This window comes from Streptomyces netropsis (assembly GCF_014203545.1).
Taxonomy (GTDB): Bacteria; Actinomycetota; Actinomycetes; order Streptomycetales; family Streptomycetaceae; genus Streptomyces; species Streptomyces netropsis.
The window spans coordinates 199,310-217,707 of record NZ_JACHJG010000010.1; the positions used below are offsets into that span (position 1 = coordinate 199,310).

At 71.9% G+C, this 18,398-nt stretch carries 19 protein-coding genes; 9 read left to right on the forward strand and 10 right to left on the reverse strand.

The window, feature by feature from the left end; all coding sequences use genetic code 11:
• Positions 1-36 precede the first annotated feature (36 nt).
• Positions 37-1,407, forward strand: a complete 1,371-nt coding sequence (locus FHS38_RS23495) for an MFS transporter (RefSeq protein ID WP_184736459.1) — start codon at positions 37-39, stop codon at positions 1,405-1,407.
• A 418-nt stretch (positions 1,408-1,825) separates the two neighbouring features.
• Here the strand turns inward: FHS38_RS23495 and FHS38_RS23500 are convergent, their stop codons facing one another.
• Entirely contained in the window at positions 1,826-2,350 is a 525-nt protein-coding gene (locus FHS38_RS23500) for a GNAT family N-acetyltransferase (RefSeq protein WP_184736461.1), read from the reverse strand.
• Between the two features lie 18 nt (positions 2,351-2,368).
• On the opposite strand from FHS38_RS23500, the gene thpR reads away from it, so the two are divergent.
• Complete coding sequence (thpR, locus tag FHS38_RS23505; RefSeq protein WP_184736463.1) at positions 2,369-2,932, forward strand: RNA 2',3'-cyclic phosphodiesterase; 564 nt, start codon at positions 2,369-2,371, stop codon at positions 2,930-2,932.
• A 195-nt stretch (positions 2,933-3,127) separates the two neighbouring features.
• On the opposite strand, the gene FHS38_RS23510 is transcribed toward thpR, so the two are convergent.
• The 5 genes from FHS38_RS23510 to FHS38_RS23530 all read right to left on the reverse strand — a co-directional run bounded on the left by FHS38_RS23510 (position 3,128) and on the right by FHS38_RS23530 (position 6,582).
• The gene (locus FHS38_RS23510; RefSeq protein WP_184736465.1) at positions 3,128-4,108 is read right to left on the reverse strand and encodes an aldo/keto reductase; all 981 of its coding nucleotides are present in this window, start codon (positions 4,106-4,108) and stop codon (positions 3,128-3,130) included.
• A gap of 72 nt (positions 4,109-4,180) precedes the next feature.
• Entirely contained in the window at positions 4,181-4,558 is a 378-nt protein-coding gene (locus FHS38_RS23515; protein ID WP_184736467.1) for a VOC family protein, read from the reverse strand.
• A gap of 122 nt (positions 4,559-4,680) precedes the next feature.
• Positions 4,681-5,094, reverse strand: coding sequence for an arsenate reductase ArsC (locus tag FHS38_RS23520; RefSeq protein WP_184736469.1), 414 nt, complete (start codon positions 5,092-5,094; stop codon positions 4,681-4,683).
• Positions 5,087-6,190 carry an ACR3 family arsenite efflux transporter gene (gene arsB, locus FHS38_RS23525; protein ID WP_184736471.1) on the reverse strand — a complete coding sequence of 368 codons (1,104 nt, stop codon included), beginning with the start codon at positions 6,188-6,190 and terminating at the stop codon, positions 5,087-5,089. Before arsB ends, FHS38_RS23520 begins: the two co-directional genes overlap by 8 nt.
• Entirely contained in the window at positions 6,187-6,582 is a 396-nt protein-coding gene (locus tag FHS38_RS23530) for an ArsR/SmtB family transcription factor (protein WP_184736473.1), read from the reverse strand. The genes arsB and FHS38_RS23530 overlap by 4 nt, the downstream gene beginning before the upstream one ends.
• A gap of 79 nt (positions 6,583-6,661) precedes the next feature.
• Between FHS38_RS23530 and FHS38_RS23535 the strand changes: the two genes are divergently transcribed.
• Positions 6,662-7,147: an ArsI/CadI family heavy metal resistance metalloenzyme gene (locus FHS38_RS23535; protein ID WP_184736475.1), complete on the forward strand. Its 486-nt coding sequence runs from the start codon at positions 6,662-6,664 to the stop codon at positions 7,145-7,147.
• A 119-nt stretch (positions 7,148-7,266) separates the two neighbouring features.
• Here the strand turns inward: FHS38_RS23535 and FHS38_RS23540 are convergent, their stop codons facing one another.
• On the reverse strand, positions 7,267-7,473 hold the full coding sequence (locus tag FHS38_RS23540; protein WP_221495275.1) for a hypothetical protein: 207 nt from the start codon (positions 7,471-7,473) through the stop codon (positions 7,267-7,269).
• Positions 7,474-7,918: 445 nt separating this feature from the next.
• Here FHS38_RS23540 and FHS38_RS23545 point away from each other — a divergent pair, with 445 nt between their 5' ends.
• The 3 genes from FHS38_RS23545 (at position 7,919) to FHS38_RS23555 (ending at position 9,461) form a co-directional block, all read left to right on the forward strand.
• A complete protein-coding gene (locus FHS38_RS23545; protein ID WP_221495310.1) occupies positions 7,919-8,161 on the forward strand; it encodes a GntR family transcriptional regulator in 243 nt (80 codons plus the stop codon).
• A gap of 312 nt (positions 8,162-8,473) precedes the next feature.
• Positions 8,474-9,016: a dihydrofolate reductase family protein gene (locus FHS38_RS23550; RefSeq protein ID WP_184736479.1), complete on the forward strand. Its 543-nt coding sequence runs from the start codon at positions 8,474-8,476 to the stop codon at positions 9,014-9,016.
• A 16-nt stretch (positions 9,017-9,032) separates the two neighbouring features.
• Positions 9,033-9,461, forward strand: coding sequence for a hypothetical protein (locus FHS38_RS23555; protein ID WP_184736481.1), 429 nt, complete (start codon positions 9,033-9,035; stop codon positions 9,459-9,461).
• Positions 9,462-9,529: 68 nt separating this feature from the next.
• On the opposite strand, the gene FHS38_RS36160 is transcribed toward FHS38_RS23555, so the two are convergent.
• Positions 9,530-10,684 carry an FAD-dependent oxidoreductase gene (locus FHS38_RS36160; RefSeq protein WP_184736483.1) on the reverse strand — a complete coding sequence of 385 codons (1,155 nt, stop codon included), beginning with the start codon at positions 10,682-10,684 and terminating at the stop codon, positions 9,530-9,532.
• A gap of 142 nt (positions 10,685-10,826) precedes the next feature.
• Here FHS38_RS36160 and FHS38_RS23565 point away from each other — a divergent pair, with 142 nt between their 5' ends.
• A complete protein-coding gene (locus FHS38_RS23565) occupies positions 10,827-11,459 on the forward strand; it encodes a TetR/AcrR family transcriptional regulator (RefSeq protein WP_229822171.1) in 633 nt (210 codons plus the stop codon).
• 67 nt (positions 11,460-11,526) lie between these two features.
• Here FHS38_RS23565 and thrS read toward each other — a convergent pair whose 3' ends face one another.
• A complete protein-coding gene (gene thrS / locus FHS38_RS23570) occupies positions 11,527-12,804 on the reverse strand; it encodes a threonine--tRNA ligase (protein ID WP_308433512.1) in 1,278 nt (425 codons plus the stop codon).
• A gap of 219 nt (positions 12,805-13,023) precedes the next feature.
• Between thrS and FHS38_RS23575 the strand changes: the two genes are divergently transcribed.
• Positions 13,024-14,040 (forward strand): YjiK family protein, encoded by a 1,017-nt coding sequence (locus FHS38_RS23575; protein WP_184736489.1) that lies wholly within the window; start codon positions 13,024-13,026, stop codon positions 14,038-14,040.
• Positions 14,041-14,161: 121 nt separating this feature from the next.
• Here the strand turns inward: FHS38_RS23575 and serC are convergent, their stop codons facing one another.
• Positions 14,162-15,280 (reverse strand): phosphoserine transaminase, encoded by a 1,119-nt coding sequence (gene serC, locus FHS38_RS23580; RefSeq protein ID WP_184736491.1) that lies wholly within the window; start codon positions 15,278-15,280, stop codon positions 14,162-14,164.
• Between the two features lie 137 nt (positions 15,281-15,417).
• Between serC and FHS38_RS23585 the strand changes: the two genes are divergently transcribed.
• Entirely contained in the window at positions 15,418-18,300 is a 2,883-nt protein-coding gene (locus tag FHS38_RS23585) for an FAD-binding and (Fe-S)-binding domain-containing protein (RefSeq protein WP_184736493.1), read from the forward strand.
• Positions 18,301-18,398: the final 98 nt, after the last annotated feature.

Consider the following 18,398-nt stretch of genomic DNA (forward strand, 5'->3'; position numbering starts at 1 on the left):
CGGCCTGAGGCCCGCCCAGAAGGAGGCGAACGCACTTTGAGTTCGGGACCCGGAGCAGACTCCGCACCCGCACCGAACACCCACGACGACGCACGCACCACCTCCCTGAAGCCCAAGGGAGGGACCTTCAGCTCACTGAAGGTCCGTAACTACCGGCTCTTCGCCACCGGACAGGTGGTGTCCAACACCGGCACCTGGATGCAGCGCATCGCCCAGGACTGGCTGGTCCTCAGCCTGACCGGCTCCTCCGCCGCCGTCGGCATCACGACGGCGCTGCAGTTCCTGCCCATGCTGCTCTTCGGGCTGTACGGGGGTGTCATCGCCGACCGCTACCCCAAGCGACGGCTGCTCCTGATCACCCAGCTCGCCATGGGCCTCACCGGTCTGGCCCTCGCCGTCCTCACCCTGTCCGGACACGTCCAGGTCTGGCACGTCTACCTCACCGCCTTCGCGCTCGGCCTCGTCACGGTCGTGGACAACCCCGTCCGCCAGGCATTCGTCGTCGAGATGGTCGGCCCGGCCGATCTGCGCAACGCCGTCAGCCTCAACTCCGCCAACTTCCAGTCGGCCCGGCTCGTCGGCCCCGCCATCGCGGGTGTGCTGATCACGGCCGTGGGCAGCGGCTGGGCGTTCCTGCTCAACGGCCTCTCCTACGCGGCTCCCCTCGCCGGGCTGCTGATGATGCGCACGAGTGAGCTCCACGAGGTCGAGCAAGCGCCGCGCGGCAAGGGCCAGTTGCGTGAGGGCCTGCGCTACGTGGCCGGGCGGCCCGATCTGATCTGGCCGATCGTGCTGGTCGGCTTCATCGGCACGTTCGGCTTCAACTTCCCCATCTGGCTGACGGCGTTCGTCAACGACGTCTTCCACGCGGGCGCCGGTACGTACGGCCTGCTCAACACCCTGATGGCGGCCGGCTCCCTGATCGGTGCCCTGCTCGCCGCCCGCCGGGGCACGTCCCGGCTGCGGCTGCTGGTCGGCGCGGCCGCGCTGTTCGGCCTGCTGGAGATCACGGCGGCGCTGGCACCGACGTTCTGGGTGTTCGCGGCGCTGCTGGTGCCGATCGGCATGTTCGGCCTGACGATCAATGTGACCGCCAACTCGAGTGTGCAGCTGGCGACGGACCAGGCGATGCGGGGCCGGGTCATGAGCCTGTTCATGATGGTCTTCATGGGCGGCACGCCGCTGGGCGCGCCGCTGGTCGGCTGGGTCACCGACGTCTACGGCGCGAGAGTCGGCTTCCTCGCCGGTGGTGTGGTGTCGGTGCTCGCGGCGTCCGCGATCGGCTTCACGCTGGCCCGGGCGGGTGGGCTGCGCCTTCGGATAGATCTGCGGCGGGGGCGTCGGCATGTGGCGTTCGTGCCGCGTGAGCCGGTGCCGAGGAAGGAAGAGCTGGCGGCGACGGTGTGACGGCGGCCGGTGCGGTCCTCGGTGCGGGCCGGTGGGTCCGGGCCGGGCGCCGGGGCCTCCGGGAACGTCCCGGAATCGGATATTTACGGGCGGGGAGCCCCGAGCGCATCGGTGCCCGGCACTTCCGCCCACAAATATCCGGCAGCATTCCGGGACGCCCCCTGCGACCCCGTCACCCTCCGCTGTCGTCCGCCGGGGTGGCGCGCCGCGCCCGGGCCGTGTCCGGCATCAGCCGATCAAGCCCGTCCGGCGTTCGAGGACGCGCCCGAAGGGCGCTACCGCCGTAGGCGGCGGCCGGGCGGCAGCCGGGCAAGATCCGCCGGACACGGCCGAGCAGGCGGGTCGTACCGCCCGGGTGCCATGACCCGAGGGCGCCGGCCCCCCGGCTTCGTGCCCACCCGGTCCCTACCGGCGGGTGTCACACCCGCTGGGCCAGTACCTGGCCGGGCCAGTCGCCCTCCGGGCCTGCCAGGAACGTTTCCGTGGGCGTGAAGCCGTTACGGCGGTAGTAGTCCACCAGCCGCCCCTCGCTGCCCGCGTAGCAGTCGACCCGCAGCAGGGTGATGCCCTGCCGCCGGGTCTCCTCGACCGCGTGGGCCAGCAGGGCAGCGCCCACGCCCCGGCCCGCGAAGCGGCGGTCGGTGACCAGCAGATGGACGTACACCTCGGGTTCGTCGGCCCGCGCGACGTACGGCGCGGGGTCCGGCGTCAGCGTGACCGCGCCCGCCACGACGCCGTCGATCACCGCGAGCCACGGGGTGCCCGAGCGGACGATCTCCCCGACCCGCTCGACGGCCTTGGGCCGGGCCGACCACGGCTCGGTGCCCCACTGTCCCGTGCGCCCGTGCGCGACGAGCCACTCGACGGCGCCGTCGAGCATGGCGAGTATCGCGGGGACGTCGTCCTCCCCGCCCTTCCTGATCTCCAACCCGCTGGTCTCCATCCGGGTGAGACTAGCCATATGCGACTGTTCGCCGCGATCATTCCGCCGGAATCCGCCCTCGCCGAACTCACCGCCGTGGTCGACACCCTGCGCCCCCTGCCGGGCGCGGACCGGCTCCGCTGGACCGAGCTCGCGGGGTGGCACTTCACGCTCGCCTTCCTCGGCGAGGTCGACGAGGGCCTGCTCCCCGAGCTGTCCGAACGGCTGGAGCGCGCCGCGCGCCGCCACCCGCCGCACGAACTGCGGCTCGCGGGCGGCGGCCGCTTCGGCGACCGCATCCTGTGGGTGGGCGCCGACGGCGACCGTACGACGCTGCGCGACCTCGCCCGTTCGACGGCGGCCGGGGCCCGCAGGGCCGGGGTGGACGTGGACGGTACGCATTCCTTCCACGCCCACCTCACCCTCGCCAGGGCGGCGGGCCGGGTGGACCTCAAGCCGTACGCGGCGGCCCTCGCGGACTTCACGGGCACGGCGTGGACGGTGGACCGGCTGGCGCTCGTGCGCAGCCACCCGCCGGTCTCCGGCGTCCCCGGGGAGCGTCCGCGGTACGAGGTGCTCCGGTCCTGGGGGCTGGGGCACTGAACCGGTTGCGTGGGCACTTCCCGGGGCCGGTTACGCTCGAAGGGTGGACCCCAAGACCAGAAACCGGATCATGTCCGGTGTGCTCGCCGTCATGCTCGTCGTCATCGCTGTCGTCGCGGCGGTGAAGTGACGCGCTGAACGCCGCGGGGCCCGGGCCGGGCCCCGCGGGGTGGGGTTCCCGATTCCGTGCCGCGCCTACCAGGCGAACGCCTCCGGCGACGGCCCCGGCCCGGGGAAGATGCCTTCGAGCCCGGCCAGCACCTCGTCGGACAGCTTCAGCTCGACGGCGCGGAGCGCGGACCCGAGCTGGTCGGCGGTCCGGGGGCCGACGATCGGCCCCGTCACGCCGGGCCGGGTCAGCAGCCAGGCCAGCGCGACCTCGCCGGGCGCGAGACCGTGCTTGTCGAGCAGGTCCTCGTACGCCTGGACCTGCTCGCGGACCTTCGTGTTCGCGAGCGACTCCACCGACCGCCCGGCCCCACCTGCCCGCTCCTTGCGGATCGCCCCGCTGAGCAGCCCGCCCTGCAACGGCGACCAGGGGATGACCCCGAGCCCGTACGCTTCGGCCGCCGGGATGACCTCCATCTCGGCGCGCCGCTCGGCGAGGTTGTACAGGCACTGCTCGCTGACGAGCCCGTACGAGCCGCGGCGGCGCGCCGCCTCGTTCGCCTGCGCGATGTGCCAGCCGGCGTGGTTGGACGAGCCCGCGTAGAGGATCTTGCCCTGCTGGACGAGGACGTCGACGGCCTGCCAGATCTCGTCCCACGGCGTCGTCCGGTCGACGTGGTGGAACTGGTAGAGGTCGATGTGATCGGTCTGGAGCCGCCGGAGGCTGGCGTCGACGGCGCGGCGGATGTTGAGGGCGGACAGCCGGTCCTGGTTGGGCCAGTCGGCGCCGTCGCTGCCCATGTTGCCGAAGACCTTGGTGGCGAGGACGACCTTGTCGCGCCGGTCGCCGCCCTTGGCGAACCAGGTGCCGATGATCTCCTCGGTACGGCCCTTGTTGTCGCCCCAGCCGTAGACGTTGGCGGTGTCGAAGAAGTTGACGCCCGCGTCGAGGGCGACGTCCATGATGGTGTGACTGTCGGCCTCGTCCGTCTGAGGCCCGAAGTTCATCGTCCCGAGAACGATCCGGCTGACCTTGAGTCCCGTGCGTCCGAGCTGCGTGTACTCCATGGCCGTAGCAAAGGCCCTGGAGCGCGCTCGAAGCAAGGGTCCCGACGTCGGACGGCGCGTCGGGGGGTGGGGTCATCGCTCCTGGAGCACGGACAGGGTGTTCCCCGCCGGGTCGGTGAACCACGCGATGTACGGGCCCTCCTGGCGCATGATGCCCTTCTCGTCCTGGGTGAATTCGGGATACCGCTCGAAGGTGATCCCACGCTGGACGAGCTCGTCCACGGCCTTGTCGATGTCCTTCACCGGGAAATTGAGCACGGTGAAGGACGCCGGTACGTGGTCGGCCTTGGGGTAGACGAGCACCTCCGCCCCGCCCTCGATGTGCAGCGTCAGCAGCCCGTACTCCGCGTGCTCGGTGAGCCGCAGCCCGAGCGTCTGCCCGTAGAAGCCCTTGGCCTTCTGCATGTCGTCCACCGCGAAGCTGCTGAACGCCCTGGTGTTCGTGAACATGTTCGGTTTCCTTCGCTCGTGCCGCTGTCGGTCGGTCGCGGTACGAGTTTTCTTCCCCGAGGAGGGAAAACCGGGCTGCGAACCGGTCGGGTCGCCCGAACGATGGTGTCGGGGGCCGGCCCTCAGCCCTGCGCGGGAAGCAGCTCGGCGATCAGACGCCGGACCCGCCCCTCGATCTCGTCGCGGATCGGGCGTACCGCCTCGACGCCCTGGCCGGCGGGGTCGTCGAGCTTCCAGTCGAGGTACCGCTTGCCGGGGAAGACGGGGCAGGCGTCGCCGCAGCCCATGGTGATGACGACGTCGGATGCCTGGACGGCTTCGGTGGTCAGCAGCTTGGGCGTCCGGGCGGAGAGGTCGATGCCGACCTCGTCCATGGCCTGGACCACGGCGGGGTTGACGGTGTCGGCGGGGGCGGAGCCGGCCGAGCGGACCTCGACGCGCCGGCCGCCGAGGTGGGAGAGGAAGGCGGCGGCCATCTGGGAGCGTCCGGCGTTGTGGACGCAGACGAACAGGACCGAAGGCTTGGTCTCAGACACGGGCGGAACCTTCCGGTGCGGCGGCCGACCGGCCGACGGTGGGGTGGGGGAAGCGGCGGCGGGCGGCCAGGGCGACGTGGACCAGGCCGATGAGGACGGGGACCTCGATGAGGGGGCCGACGACCCCCGCGAGGGCTTGGCCGGAGGAGGCGCCGAAGGTGGCGATGGCGACCGCGATGGCGAGCTCGAAGTTGTTGCCCGCCGCGGTGAACGCCAGTGTCGTCGCCCGCGCGTAGCCGAGGCCGACCGCGCGGCCGAGGGCCATGGACCCGGTCCACATGACGGCGAAGTAGACCAGCAGCGGCAGCGCGATCCGTACGACGTCCAGTGGCTTGGAGGTGATGGCGTCGCCTTGGAGCGCGAAGAGCACGACGATGGTGAAGAGCAGCCCGTAGAGGGCGAACGGGCCGATGCGGGGGATCAGCTTCGACTCGTACCAGGTGCGGCCCTTGGCCTTCTCGCCCAGGCTGCGGGTGAGGAACCCGGCCGCGAGCGGGATGCCGAGGAAGATCAGGACGGAGCGGGCGATCTCCCACACGGACACGTCCAGGCCGGTGGTCTCCAGGCCGAGCAGGCCGGGCAGCACGTCGAGGTAGAACCAGCCGAGCGCGGAGAACGCGATGACCTGGAAGACCGAGTTCAGGGCCACCAGGACGGCGGCGGCTTCGCGGTCGCCGCAGGCCAGGTCGTTCCAGATGATGACCATGGCGATGCAGCGGGCCAGCCCGACGATGATCAGGCCCGTGCGGTATTCCGGCAGGTCCGGCAGGAAGGCCCAGGCGAGGGCGAACATGACCGCCGGTCCGAGGACCCAGTTCAGCACCAGGGACGGCACGAGGAGACGGCGGTCGCGGGTGACGGTGTCGAGCCGGTCGTAGCGGACCTTGGCCAGCACCGGATACATCATCACCAGCAGACCGAGGGCGATCGGCAGCGAGACGCCGGTGACGGTCACCTTCGCCAGTGCGTCCCCCAGCCCGGGAACGAGACGGCCCAGGCCCAGGCCGGCGCCCATCGCCAGCAGGATCCACACGGCGAGGTACCGGTCGAGGAAGGACAGCCCGGCCGCCACCGGGGCGGTGGCCCGGCGGGTCACGAGGGAGACTCCGCGGGTTCGGGAAGGGGCTGCCCGGCGGGACGGGTGAGGATCCCGGCGAGCTTGTCCGTCATCTCCGGCAGCAGCCGGTAGTACACCCACGTCCCCCGCCGCTCGGACGCGATCAGACCGGCCTCGCGCAGCAGCTTGAGGTGGTGGGAGATCGTCGGCTGCGACAGATCGAAGGCCGGGGTGAGGTCGCAGACGCACACCTCGCCGCCCGCCCGGGAGGCGATCATCGACAGCAGCCGGAGCCGGACCGGATCGCCCAGGGCCTTGAAGACCCTCGCCAGCTCCACCGCCTGGTCCTCGGCCAGCGGCGCGGTCAGCAGCCCGGGACAGCAGCCGTCGGGGCCGTCCTGCCCGAGCACCACGAATTCTTGATTCGACATACCTCTATGTTGACGTTCTTCGATCCAAGGCGCAACCTTGCATTGAAAGAGTTCGATACAAGTCGATCGGGGAACCGTCATGTCCCGCGTTCAGCTCGCACTCAACGTCGCCGACCTCGAAGGATCGGTGGCCTTCTACTCCAAGCTCTTCGGCGTCGAACCGGCCAAGCGCAGGCCCGGATACGCGAACTTCGCCATCGCCGAGCCCCCGCTCAAGCTCGTCCTCATCGAAGGCGAGCCCGGCCAGAACACCCGCCTGGACCACCTCGGCGTCGAGGTCGCCGACGCCGAGCAGGTCGTCGCCGCCGCGGAGCGCCTCAAGGAGGCGGGCCTGGCCACCTTCGAGGAGAACGACACTTCCTGCTGCTACGCCCTCCAGGACAAGGTCTGGGTCCACGGCCCCGGCCGCGAGCCCTGGGAGGTCTACGTCGTCAAGGCCGACGCCGACACCCTCGGCAAGAGCCCTGTCCAGGGCGGCGACACCTGCTGCACCAGCAGCGAGACTGCCGTCGATCACGCGCCGGCCGGGGCGAAGGCCGCTTCCGGGTGCGCCTGCGGTGGCTGATCCATCGCGCTGACTGCGCGCGTTCAGGGCAGCGGCACTCTCACCAAGGGGCGCGCGGGCACGGTCAGGGGCTGCGCCCGTGGGTGGGCGTCGTCGCCGGCCCCCACCCACGGCTGCGTTCAGGGGGTGGGGGAGTCCGCCTGCCGGTGGGGCCGACTGGCCTGGGCCGCATCCGCGGCGAGGAGGTTCAGTCGTTCGACGGAGCTGGCGGCCCGGACGGCGCAGGTCTTCCAGGTGTGGCCGTTGGGATGCTCGACGCTGATCATTCCGTTGGCGGCGACGGTTCGGACTCTGCCCATGCCGCCGGTGACGGTGTCGACCACCATGGTCCCGGGTGCGATGTCGAATGCTTCGACCTCGCCAACCTTCCTGGTCTGGCCTGCCACTTGGGGGCGGGCGGCATGTCGGGGCCTGATGTCGATGCCGTGTGGAGTGACCCAAAGGGCGGCGGTGTCGCCACCGGTGAGTGAGCCGTCGAGGGGGTGCGGGTTTCTTGGTGCCGGCGGCGTCGGGGCGGGGGCTGTGGGCGTTTGTGGTGTGGGGCGGCCGGATGAGAACAGTGCCCTCATCCATGTGAAGAGGCGGGAGATAGAGTCCCTCACGTCATCAGCTCCTGAGTGCTGGTGGACATGCCCCCGGATCGGTCGCACGGTCGCGGGGGTCTTTGTATGGGCGCCCACTCTAGGCAACCGGGCTATGCCTGTCTATACCCAGAAATTGCCAGTGGCTTCTATGTTCGATTGGGTGCCTATACATACAGTCCCGTACGTGATGGAATTCGACCCGACGCGTCCTAAGTGGACGCAGATCGCCGACGTGATCCGGCGGCGCATCGCCACCGGTGAGTACCCGCCCCGCCACATGATTTCTGAGGGGCGACTGGAGCAGGAGTTCGGCGTCGCACGCATCACGGTGCGGAAGGTCACCGCGGCGCTTCGCGAGGAGGGCCTGATCGTCACCACTCCTGGTATGGGGTCGTTCGTCGCCGCGCAGTCGGCTTCCCCTGAGGACTGACCCGCCTGCGGGAGCGGGTCGCGAGCCGTTCGGGGCTGATGCCCGTGAACGACTCGCATACCTCCGTCGCGAACTGGTGCGCCTGGCGTACGGGCGTTCGCCGCCCTCACCTGACGCGTCGGGACTCAAGCGTCACCGTCAGCGGAAGCGTCGATCGGGGACTGCTCAGCAGGTCCTCGGCCGTCCGTCCCGGCCCGTTGTCAGTGGTGTGCCCTAGGTTCATCAGCAGTAGGGCGCCTTCACGGCACGGCTCCTGCCATGTCGCCGTGCCCGCACGCGAGTTGCCTTGATACGGACACCACGGGGGTTGCAATGAGCAAGATCGTCGCGCTGGTCTATCTATCGCTGGACGGCGTCATGGAGAGCCCGGCCTGGACCGCCCCCTACTTCGACGAGGAGCACGGCCGGTACGCGCATCAGGCGCTGTTCGCCGCCGACGCGCTGCTGCTGGGCCGCGAGACCTACGAGGGTATGTCCCAGGCGTGGCCGGGCATGACGGACGAGGACGGTTTCGCGGACCGGATCAACTCCATGCCCAAGCATGTCGCCAGTGCCACCTTGGAGTCGGCCGAGTGGAACGCCGAGGTCATCAAGGGCGATCTGGGCGAGGGGGTCACCGCGCTCAAGGAGAAGTACGAGCGGGACGTCCTCATATACGGCAGCGGCGCCCTGATCCGCTCGCTCATCACCGAGGGCCTCGTGGACGAGCTGAAGCTGTGGGTGCACCCGGTCGTCGTCGGCAAGGGCAAGCGGCTCTTCCCGGAGGGTGTCCCGACGTCGACGTGGAAGCTGGGCGGCACCACGACGTTCGGCTCCGGTGCGCTCGTCCTCGACTACCGGCCCGCTGGGAAGTGACGAAGTGAACCCCGTGATGAATGACGACGACCTGCGGCGCTTCGGTGTCGGCACGTACGACCGGTGGACCGCGATGTGGAACGGCGATGTGGGGCTCGCCGAGGAGATCATGGCTCCGGAGTTCACCCTCCGCTATGCCCAGGCCGGTACGGAAGCGTTCGACGACGTCCGTACTCCCCGGCAGCTGGCGGACATCATCACCTCCTGGCACCGGAGCCGTCCCGGCCTCCGCTTCGCGGCCGAGGCCACGGCCGTCGTGGACCTCGGGTTCGTCGACGGGGCGCCGGCCGGCCTGGTCGCCCGCCCCTACGTGGCGAGCTTCGCGGACCAGGACGGCCGGACCGTGGCGCGGAGCGGGACGGACACCCTCAGGGTCACCGGCGGTCTGATAACCGAGGTCTGGTCGGTCTCCTCCGGGGCCGGCGGCCGGACCTTCTACCGCTAGGAGCCGCCCGTCGCCTCATAGCCGTCGGCTGTGTCCTTGCCGTGCATGCCCGCGATGACCGAACGTGCTCAGGTCAGCGGCTGACCAGGACGCCGTGACCCCGGGACGGGCGCGGGCGCTCCCTCCGGCGGCAGCATGTTGTTGAGACCCTGCGCGGTGCCTGCGGCCAGGTCCGCCGCGCGCGGCAGCATGACCTCCTCGTAGGCCCGTACCGCGGCGTCGGCCTCCGGGTGCGCGACGAGGGCCAGGGCGAGTTCGGCGCCGTCGAGCAGGGCGAGGTTGGCGCCGACTCCGAGCGGCGGCATCAGGTGGGCGGCGTCGCCCACCAGCGTCAGGCCGGGCACGTGGTCCCAGGCAGGGGGTACGGGCAGGGCGTACAGGGGCCGGTTGACGAATCCGCTGTCGCCGGACCGCAGGAGGTACAGCAGGCTGTCGTGCCAGCCGTCGTACATGTCCAGCAGGTGGGCGCGTACGGCGGCGGTGTCGGCGAAGTCGAGCCCGGCGGTGACGTACCAGTCCTCCGGGGCGCGGAAAATGGCGACGGCGTCGAGGTGACCGCCGCTGTTGCGCTGGGCCGTCAGCCCCTTGCTGCCGGACATGGCGGACATGGTGCCGTCGCCGACCAGGCGGGCGAACGCCGGATGGCGGGTGTCGGAGTCGTGGAATCCGGTCCCGACGAAGGTGACGCCCGTATAGCGCGGCACGGCGTCGGACAGCGCCGGACGGACGCGCGACCATGCGCCGTCGGCGCCGACGACCAGGTCGAAGTCCTCCCCGGTGCCGTCCTCGAACAACAGCCGGTGCGTGCCGTCGCCGTGGGGGACGACGCGGCTGACCGGGCGCCCCCAGCGGACGGTTCCGGTCGCGAGGGAGTCGAGCAGCAGCCCGCGCAACTGCCCGCGGTCGATCTCCGGCCGGCCCGCCTGGCCGTCGGCGGGCCGGTCGACCTCCAGGACCTCGGCGGTCAAGGGGTCGACCCGCCGCCACACCTCCCCCTCCGGCCGGGCCAGCGCGTGGAAGCGGTCGAGCAATCCGGCCTCGCGCAGCGCCTGTTGGCCGGTGCTGGTGTGGATGTCGAGCGTGCCGCCCTGCGTGCGCGCGGAAGGGGACGCCTCGCGCTCGAAGACGGTGACGGACCAGCCGTGCAGTTGCAGGATGCGGGCGCATATCAGTCCGCCGGGGCCGGCCCCGACGACGGCGATGCGAGCGGAAGTGGCGTTCACGAAAGACCCTTTCGACGGTGGGAGGGCACGGGATGCGTGCCGGACGCGGCACTCTCACGAAAGCACACCCACTACGAAGGTGCAATCACTTAACTTTTTGCTTGACTCAACCTTGGGGCTGTCCGCGGGGTATGGTGGGCCGGTGAACGCACCGACCGGACGCCGCGAGCGCAAGAAGGCCCAGACCCGCAAGGCCTTGGCCGACGCCGCCCTGGAGCTCTTCCTCGACCGCGGCTACGACCAGGTCGGCGTGAAGGACGTGGCGGACGCCGCCGACGTGTCGGTGACCACGTTGTTCAAGCACTTCCCGTGCAAGGAGGCCCTGGTCTTCGACCTGGACCAGGACATCGAGGCGGCCCTCGTCGCCGCCGTGCGCGAGCGCGCACCCGGCGTCTCCGTCCCGCAGGCCCTGCGGGAGCACCTGCGGGCAGCGGCGGGCCCGCACATTCCGACGGCGGGCCCGCACACCCCGATCCCCCACCCGCCGGGCGGGCAGCCCGCAGGGCCTCAGATGGCCGAGTTCAGCCGCATGGTGGAGGAGACTCCGGCACTGCGCGAGTACGCCCACCGGATGTGGATGCGTCACGAAACGGCCCTGGCCCGGGCCATCGCCGAGGATGCAGGCGCCCCTGAGGACGACGCCGCCTGCGCCGCCCTGGCCCGCTTCGCCCTGAACGCCCCCCTCCTCGCCCGCCGCCACCCCGACCCGCAGCGTGCCGCGGACGAGATCTTCGCCCTGCTGGAGCGGGGCTGGGGCGGGCCGAGCGGCCGCTGACGGCCTCGGACAGGGTCCGCCGGACGGGGACTTGGGCCCCGCCCGGCCCCGCCGCACCCGAGACGCGCTACGCGCCGACCTCCGCGGCCCACAGCTCGCCGCTGCGGGCCGCGACCACCGCGCCGATCCGGGCCAGGGCCTCCGCCGCTGACATCGCGTCGAGTCGGCGGCCGTCCCGCAAGCGCAGGGCGACCCGGTCGTCCGCCGCCTCCCGTGCGCCGATCACCGCCTGGTAGGGCACGAGCCGGGCGGCGCGGACGCGGGCGCCCAGGGTGCCGTGTTCCGGGCCCGCGAGCTCCGCGCGCAGCCCCTGCTCGACGCAGCGGCGTACGAGCGCGGCGGCCTGCGGGACCTCCGCCTCGGAGATCGGCAGGACCATCAGCTGGGTCGGGGCCAGCCAGGCGGGGAAGGCGCCGCCGTGCAGCTCGATGAGGTGGGCGACGGCCCGCTCCACGCTGCCGATGACGCTGCGGTGGACCATCACCGGCCGGTGCTTGGCGCCGTCCGGGCCGATGTAGTGCAGGTCGAACTGTTCGGGCTGGTGGAAGTCGATCTGGACGGTGGAGAGGGTGAACTCACGGCCCGCGCCGTCGGTGACCTGGACGTCGATCTTGGGGCCGTAGAACGCGGCTTCCCCCTCGGCGGCCTCGTAGGGCACGCCGGACGCGTCGAGGACCTCGATCAGCAGGTCGGCGGCCCGGCGCCACATCGCGGGGTCGGCCACGTACTTCCCGCCCGCGCCCGGGAGGGAGAGCCGGTATCGGGTGGGGCGGATGCCGAGGGCGTCGTAGGCCTCGCGGATCAGTTCCAGGGCGGCCCGTGCCTCGTCGGCGGCTTGGTCGGGGGTGCAGAAGACGTGCGCGTCGTTCAGCTGGATGGACCGGACGCGGGTGAGTCCGCCGAGCACGCCGGAGAGTTCGGAGCGGTACATGCCGCCCAGCTCCGCCATGCGCAGGGGCAGTTCGCGGTAGCTGTGGGCGCGGGAGCGGTAGATCAGGGCGTGGTGGGGACACAGGCTCGGGCGGAGGACGACCTGTTCGCCGCCGAGGTCCATCGGGGGGAACATGTCGTCGCTGTAGTGCGACCAGTGGCCGGAGATCTCGTACAGCTCCCGCTTGCCCAGGACGGGCGAGTACACGTGCCGGTAGCCGGCGCGCCGTTCGGCTCCGCGGACGTACTCCTCCAGGGCGTGCCGGACGGCCGCGCCGTCGGGCAGCCAGTACGGCAGGCCCGCGCCCATCAGCGGATCGGTGTCGAACAGGTCCAGCTCGCGGCCGAGCTTGCGGTGGTCGTGCATCCGGTCGTGCATCGTGGTCTCCTCACGGGCGGTGAGGCGAGTGACCACATGGCGAAGCCCCGGGGCACTCGCCCCGGGGCTTCGGACAAAAACAGCTGTCAGCGCGCCGGGACACTCTCCGGCGTCGTCGTCATGCTCATAGCAGCGCGCTTCATGCCGGCGATCTTAGCGACCTGCCGCCCGGCGCGCGACGGTTTTTCGCGGGCGCGACGCGCGTGCCGCGGGCGCCCTGCCCACCTTCGCGGCCCGTGATGGCAGGCTTGGGCCATGCGTCCGCTCCTGTGTGCCCCCGGAATCGCCGCGCTGACCGCGCTCGCCGCACTCACCGTGCTGCCCGCCGCCACGCCCGCCCTGGCCGACGGCGGGACGCCCTCCGCGTTCACCCTCGAGGATCCGCGGATCAAGGAGTCCAGCGGCCTCGCGGCGAGCCGTACGCACCCCGGCGTGTACTGGACGCACAACGACAGCGACGACGGCCCGTACGTCTACGCCGTGGACAGCCGCACGGGACGTACGGTCGCGACCGTCACGCTCAGTGGGATCGACCCCCGTGACGTGGAGGCCATCTCGATCGGGCCCGACGGGAACGTCTACGTGGGCGACATCGGCGACAACCTCGGGGGCAGTTGGCCCAAGGTGTGGATCTACAGGTTTGCCGAGCCGAAGGAGCTGAAGGACGTCACCGTCACCCCGGTCCGGTACGCGGTCCAGTACGAGGGCGGTCCGCGCGACGCCGAGTCGCTGATGGTGCACCCCAAGACCGGGCGGGTCTACATCGCCAGCAAGCACCGGTCCGGCGGTGGGCTCTTCGCCGGGCCCGAGAAGCTGTCCGCGTCCGGGACCAACGTCTTCCGGCGCGTCGCCGACCTCAAGCTGTGGGCGACCGACGGGGCGTTCTCGCCGGACGGCACGCGGCTCGTGGTGCGCAGCTACTTCGACGTCCGCGAGTACCGGTGGGAGGACGGCCGCCCCAAGGAGATCGGGCGGCCGAACGTGCCCCTGCAACGGCAGGGCGAGTCCGTCACGTTCACCCCGGACGGGCGGACGCTGATGTACGGCACGGAGGGTGTCCGCAGCCAGGTCTCACCCGTCCCGCTGGACGGCGATCTGCTGCCCGACCATGCGGAGAAGGCGCGAGCCGACGACAGGAACGGTCAGAGCCAGAGCGGTTTGGGTGACGGCGGAGGTGACGGCCTCAACCGCAACCTCGCCATCGGCGCCGGTACGTTCGCGGTCGCGACGCTGCTGGTCGTGTCCCTGCGGCGGCTGCTCCGGCGGCGGTAGGCCGCGAAAGAGACACCTCGAAAGAGACACGTCGGAAGAGATCGTCCGAAGTGACCGTCGGTAGAGATCCGAACGCCCGGGCCGCCGGGCCCGGGCGTACGTTCTCGTCACGTCACCGGTACTACAGGCGCTCGATCACATAGTCGACGCAGGCCGTCAGTGCCTCGACGTCCGCCGGGTCGATCGCCGGGAACATCGCCACGCGCAGCTGGTTGCGGCCGAGCTTGCGGTACGGCTCGGTGTCGACGATGCCGTTGGCGCGCAGCACCTTGGCGATCGCCGCCGCGTCGACGTCGTCGGAGAAGTCGATCGTGCCGATGACGGCCGAGCGCTTCGCCGGGTCGGTGACGAACGGGTTCGCGTGCTTGGACGCCTCGGCCCAGCCGTAGAGGGTGCGCGCCGATGTCGCCGTGCGGCGCACCGCGAAGTCCAGGCCGCCCTGGCCGTTGAGCCACTCGAGCTGCTCGTTGAGCAGGAAGAGGGTCGAGAGGGCCGGGGTGTTGTACGTCTGGTTCTTGAGGGAGTTGTCGATCGCGGTCGGCAGCGAGAAGAACTCCGGGATGTGCCGGCCGGACGCGTGGACACGGGCCGCGCGCTCCAGGGCCGCCGGGGAGAAGGCCGCCAGCCACAGGCCGCCGTCGGAGGCGAAGGACTTCTGGGGAGCGAAGTAGTAGACGTCGCTCTCGGTGATGTCCACGGGCAGACCGCCCGCGCCGGACGTCGCGTCCACCAGGACGAGTGCGCCCTCGTCGGCGCCCGCGACGCGCTTGATCGGCGCGGCGACACCGGTGGAGGTCTCGTTGTGGGTGAAGGCGTAGACGTCGACGCCCGCCTCGGCCACCGGCTCCGGGTGCGTACCCGGCTCGGAGGAGATCACGGTCGGCTCGGCCAGCCACGGGGCGAGCTTCGCGGCCTTGGCGAACTTGGACGAGAACTCGCCGAAGGTGAGGTGCTGCGACTTGGACTCGATGAGTCCGTGCGTCGCGATGTCCCAGAAGGCGGTGGAGCCGCCGTTGCCCAGGATCACCTCGTAGCCCTCGGGGAGGGAGAAGAGGTCCCGGACGCCGTCGCGCACCTTGCCGACCAGGTTCTTGACCGGGGCCTGGCGGTGGGACGTGCCGAGGAGAGAGGTTCCGGTGGCAGCCAGGGCGCTGAGCGCCTCCGTACGCACCTTGGACGGGCCCGCGCCGAAGCGACCGTCGGCGGGCTTGATGTCAGCGGGGATCTGGATATCAGCCACGGGGGCAGCCTAATCCGTCGCGGCGCGCCTCACGGGAGGCTGTCCGCCGGATGAGACGCATGTAACGGCGGAGGTGAAAGAGACGGACGGGGTGTCCGGTCCCGTGTCCCGGCGTTCCTCTCGGGCAGGCTGAGCCCATGGCTGATCACGATGGACTGCCGGCGGCGCTGCGTGCCTCTGTCCGTGGCGATGTCGACTTCGGTGCCGCCGCACGTGCATTGACGACCATGGACGCCTCGAACTACCGACGCGTCCCGCTCGGCGTCGTCGCCCCGAAGGACGCCGCCGACGTCGCCGCCGCGCTCGCCGTGTGCCGGGAGCGCGGGGTGCCGGTGGTGGCGCGCGGTGCCGGGACGTCGATCGCCGGGCAGGCCACGGGCGTGGGGGTGGTGCTGGACTTCACCCGGCACATGAACGCGATCGTCCGGATCGATCCGGACGCCCGTACGGCCGTCGTGCAGCCCGGCGTGGTCCTCGACGAGCTGCGGACGGCGGCGGGCGCGCACGGGCTGACGTTCGGGCCCGACCCGTCCACGCACGCCCGCTGCACGCTCGGCGGGATGATCGGCAACAACGCGTGCGGTGCCCATTCCGTGGCGTGGGGGACCACCGCCGACAACGTGCGCGCGCTGGACGTGCTCACGTACGCCGGGGAACGGGCCCGGCTCGGGCAGGGGTGGGACGGCCTGCCGCCACGGCTGGCGGACGGGCTGCGGGCCCTGGTGGACGGTGAGTTGGCACGGCTGCGGACCGGTTTCCCCGAGCTGCCCCGGCGGATCTCCGGGTACGCGCTGGACGCGCTGCTGCCCGAGCGGCGCACCGACGTGGCGCGGGCGTTCACCGGGAGCGAGGGCACGCTCGGGGTGCTGACGGAGGCGACGCTCCGGCTCGTGGAGACGCCCGGCGCCCGGGCGCTGGCGGTGCTGGGGTACGCCGACGAGAGCGGCGCGGCGGACGCGGCGCACCTGCTGCTGCCGTACGGGCCGCTGACCGTCGAGGGCATGGCGGCCGACCTGGTGGGCGACGTGCCCGGGCTGCCGAAGGGCGGCGCGTGGCTGTTCGTCGAGGTCGGCGGGGCGACGCCCGCCGAGGCGGCGGCCCGCGCCGCCGAGCTGTGCCGGGCGGCGGTCGCGGACGGCGCGGCCGGGCACACCGTCGTCACGGATCCGCGCGGGCAGCGCGCCCTGTGGCGGGTGCGGGAGGACGCGGCCGGCACCGCCACCCGGATGCCCGACGGCAGCGAGGCCTGGCCCGGCTGGGAGGACTGCGCCGTGCCACCCGCCCGGCTCGGTGGGTATCTGCGGGAATTCCGGGCCCTGTTGGCCCACCACGGGCTGCGCGGCGCGCCGTACGGGCACTTCGGCGACGGCTGCGTGCACGTGCGCATCGACTTCGATCTGCTCGGCGAGGCGGGTGTGCGCCGCTTCCGGGAGTTCTCCGTCGACCTGGCCGACCTGGTCGTCGCGCACGGCGGCTCGCTCTCGGGCGAGCACGGCGACGGCCAGGCACGGGCGGAGCTGCTGCCCCGGATGTACGGGCCGGAGCTGGTGGCCCTCTTCGAGCGCGTCAAGGACCTGTGGGACCCGGCGGGCGGTCTGAACCCCGGCATCCTCGCCCGCCCGCACCGCCTGGACGCGAACCTGCGCTTCGCGGTGCTGCCCAGGCGGCCGGTGCCGGTGGAGTTCGGCTATCCGCACGACGGCGGGGACTTCACGGCGGCGGTACGTCGGTGCGTGGGGGTGGCCAAGTGCCGTGACACGTCGGCCGGTACGGGCGTGATGTGCCCGTCGTACCGCGTGACGCGGGAGGAGCGGCACTCCACGCGCGGGCGCGCGCGTCTGCTGCACGAAATGCTCGCGGGCGAACGGGGCGGAGTGGTCACGGACGGCTGGCGCTCGGAGGAGGTGCGGGAGGCCCTCGACCTGTGCCTGTCGTGCAAGGGGTGCCGCAGCGACTGCCCGGTGGGGGTGGACATGGCCACGCACAAGGCGGAGTTCCTCCACCACCACTACGCGGGCCGGCTACGACCCGCCGGACACTACGCCATGGGATGGCTGCCGGTGTGGCTCCGGACGGTGACGGCCGCCCGGATCGCCCCGGTGGTCAACGCGGTGGCCCGCGTCGGTCCGTTGGCTGCCCTCGCCAAGCGCGCCGGGGGCATCGCTGCGGAACGGGCGCTCCCGGAGCTCGCTCCGGAAACGTTCACCCGGTGGTGGCGGGCGCGGGGGCCGCTGGCGGCGGCCCATGGCCCGGAGCCCGTGCGTGAGCGCACCGTCGTGCTGTGGCCCGACACCTTCACCGAGCACTTCTCCCCGGCCGTCGGCAGGTCGGCCGTCGCCGTGCTGGAGGCCGCCGGGCTGCGCGTCGTCGTCCCGCCGAAGGCGGTGTGCTGCGGGCTGACGTGGGTCTCGACCGGGCAATTGGGCCGCGCCCGGGCCGTCATGCGCCGGACGCTCGACGTGATGGCACCCGCCCTCGCCGCCGGACTGCCCGTCGTCGGCCTGGAGCCGAGCTGTACGGCCGCACTCCGCACCGACCTGCCGGAGCTGCTGCCCGACGATCCGCGTGCGGCACGCCTGGCCTCGGCCGTGAAGACCTTCGCCCAGGTCATCGAGGAGCGCGCCCCCGACTGGGAGCCCCCGCGCCTCGACCGGCCCGTGGTCGGCCAGACGCACTGCCACCAGCACGCGGTGCTGGGCGACGCGGCCGAGCGGCGCCTGCGGGAACGCGTCGGCCTGACCGGCGGGTTGAGCGGTGGCTGCTGCGGTCTGGCCGGGAACTTCGGGTTCGAGCGGGGGCACTACGACGTGTCGGTCGCCTGCGCGGAGGAACAACTGCTGCCCTCGGTACGGGAGGCGCCCGAAGGGGCGGAGGTGCTGGCGGACGGGTTCTCCTGCCGCACGCAGCTCGAACAGCTCGCCGGGCGGCGCGGCCGCCATCTGGCGGAGGCCCTCGCGGAGGCGCTCGGCGCGCGGGCGCAAGGCGACGGTCCCCGCCGCGAGGGTGGACCTGGCCGCTGAGGCGGTCCCGGTCACGAGGGTGGCCCCTCGCCACGGCAGCGACCCCGGCCACGACGACAGTCCCGGTCGTGGCCGACGGCCCGGTCGCGTCGGTGGCC

What these genes read in the sequence shown, in the direction of transcription:
- FHS38_RS23510 (WP_184736465.1), bottom strand. Translation starts at nt 4,108, where the DNA reads ATGGAGTACACGCAGCTCGGACGCACGGGACTCAAGGTCAGCCGGATC.
- FHS38_RS23535 (WP_184736475.1), top strand. Translation starts at nt 6,662, where the DNA reads ATGTCCCGCGTTCAGCTCGCACTCAACGTCGCCGACCTCGAAGGATCG.
- FHS38_RS23555 (WP_184736481.1), top strand. Translation starts at nt 9,033, where the DNA reads ATGAATGACGACGACCTGCGGCGCTTCGGTGTCGGCACGTACGACCGG.
- FHS38_RS23550 (WP_184736479.1), top strand. Translation starts at nt 8,474, where the DNA reads ATGAGCAAGATCGTCGCGCTGGTCTATCTATCGCTGGACGGCGTCATG.
- thpR (WP_184736463.1), top strand. Translation starts at nt 2,369, where the DNA reads ATGCGACTGTTCGCCGCGATCATTCCGCCGGAATCCGCCCTCGCCGAA.
- FHS38_RS23500 (WP_184736461.1), bottom strand. Translation starts at nt 2,350, where the DNA reads ATGGAGACCAGCGGGTTGGAGATCAGGAAGGGCGGGGAGGACGACGTC.
- FHS38_RS23515 (WP_184736467.1), bottom strand. Translation starts at nt 4,558, where the DNA reads ATGTTCACGAACACCAGGGCGTTCAGCAGCTTCGCGGTGGACGACATG.
- FHS38_RS23575 (WP_184736489.1), top strand. Translation starts at nt 13,024, where the DNA reads ATGCGTCCGCTCCTGTGTGCCCCCGGAATCGCCGCGCTGACCGCGCTC.
- FHS38_RS23540 (WP_221495275.1), bottom strand. Translation starts at nt 7,473, where the DNA reads ATGGTGGTCGACACCGTCACCGGCGGCATGGGCAGAGTCCGAACCGTC.
- FHS38_RS23585 (WP_184736493.1), top strand. Translation starts at nt 15,418, where the DNA reads ATGGCTGATCACGATGGACTGCCGGCGGCGCTGCGTGCCTCTGTCCGT.
- FHS38_RS23530 (WP_184736473.1), bottom strand. Translation starts at nt 6,582, where the DNA reads ATGTCGAATCAAGAATTCGTGGTGCTCGGGCAGGACGGCCCCGACGGC.
- FHS38_RS23545 (WP_221495310.1), top strand. Translation starts at nt 7,919, where the DNA reads ATGGAATTCGACCCGACGCGTCCTAAGTGGACGCAGATCGCCGACGTG.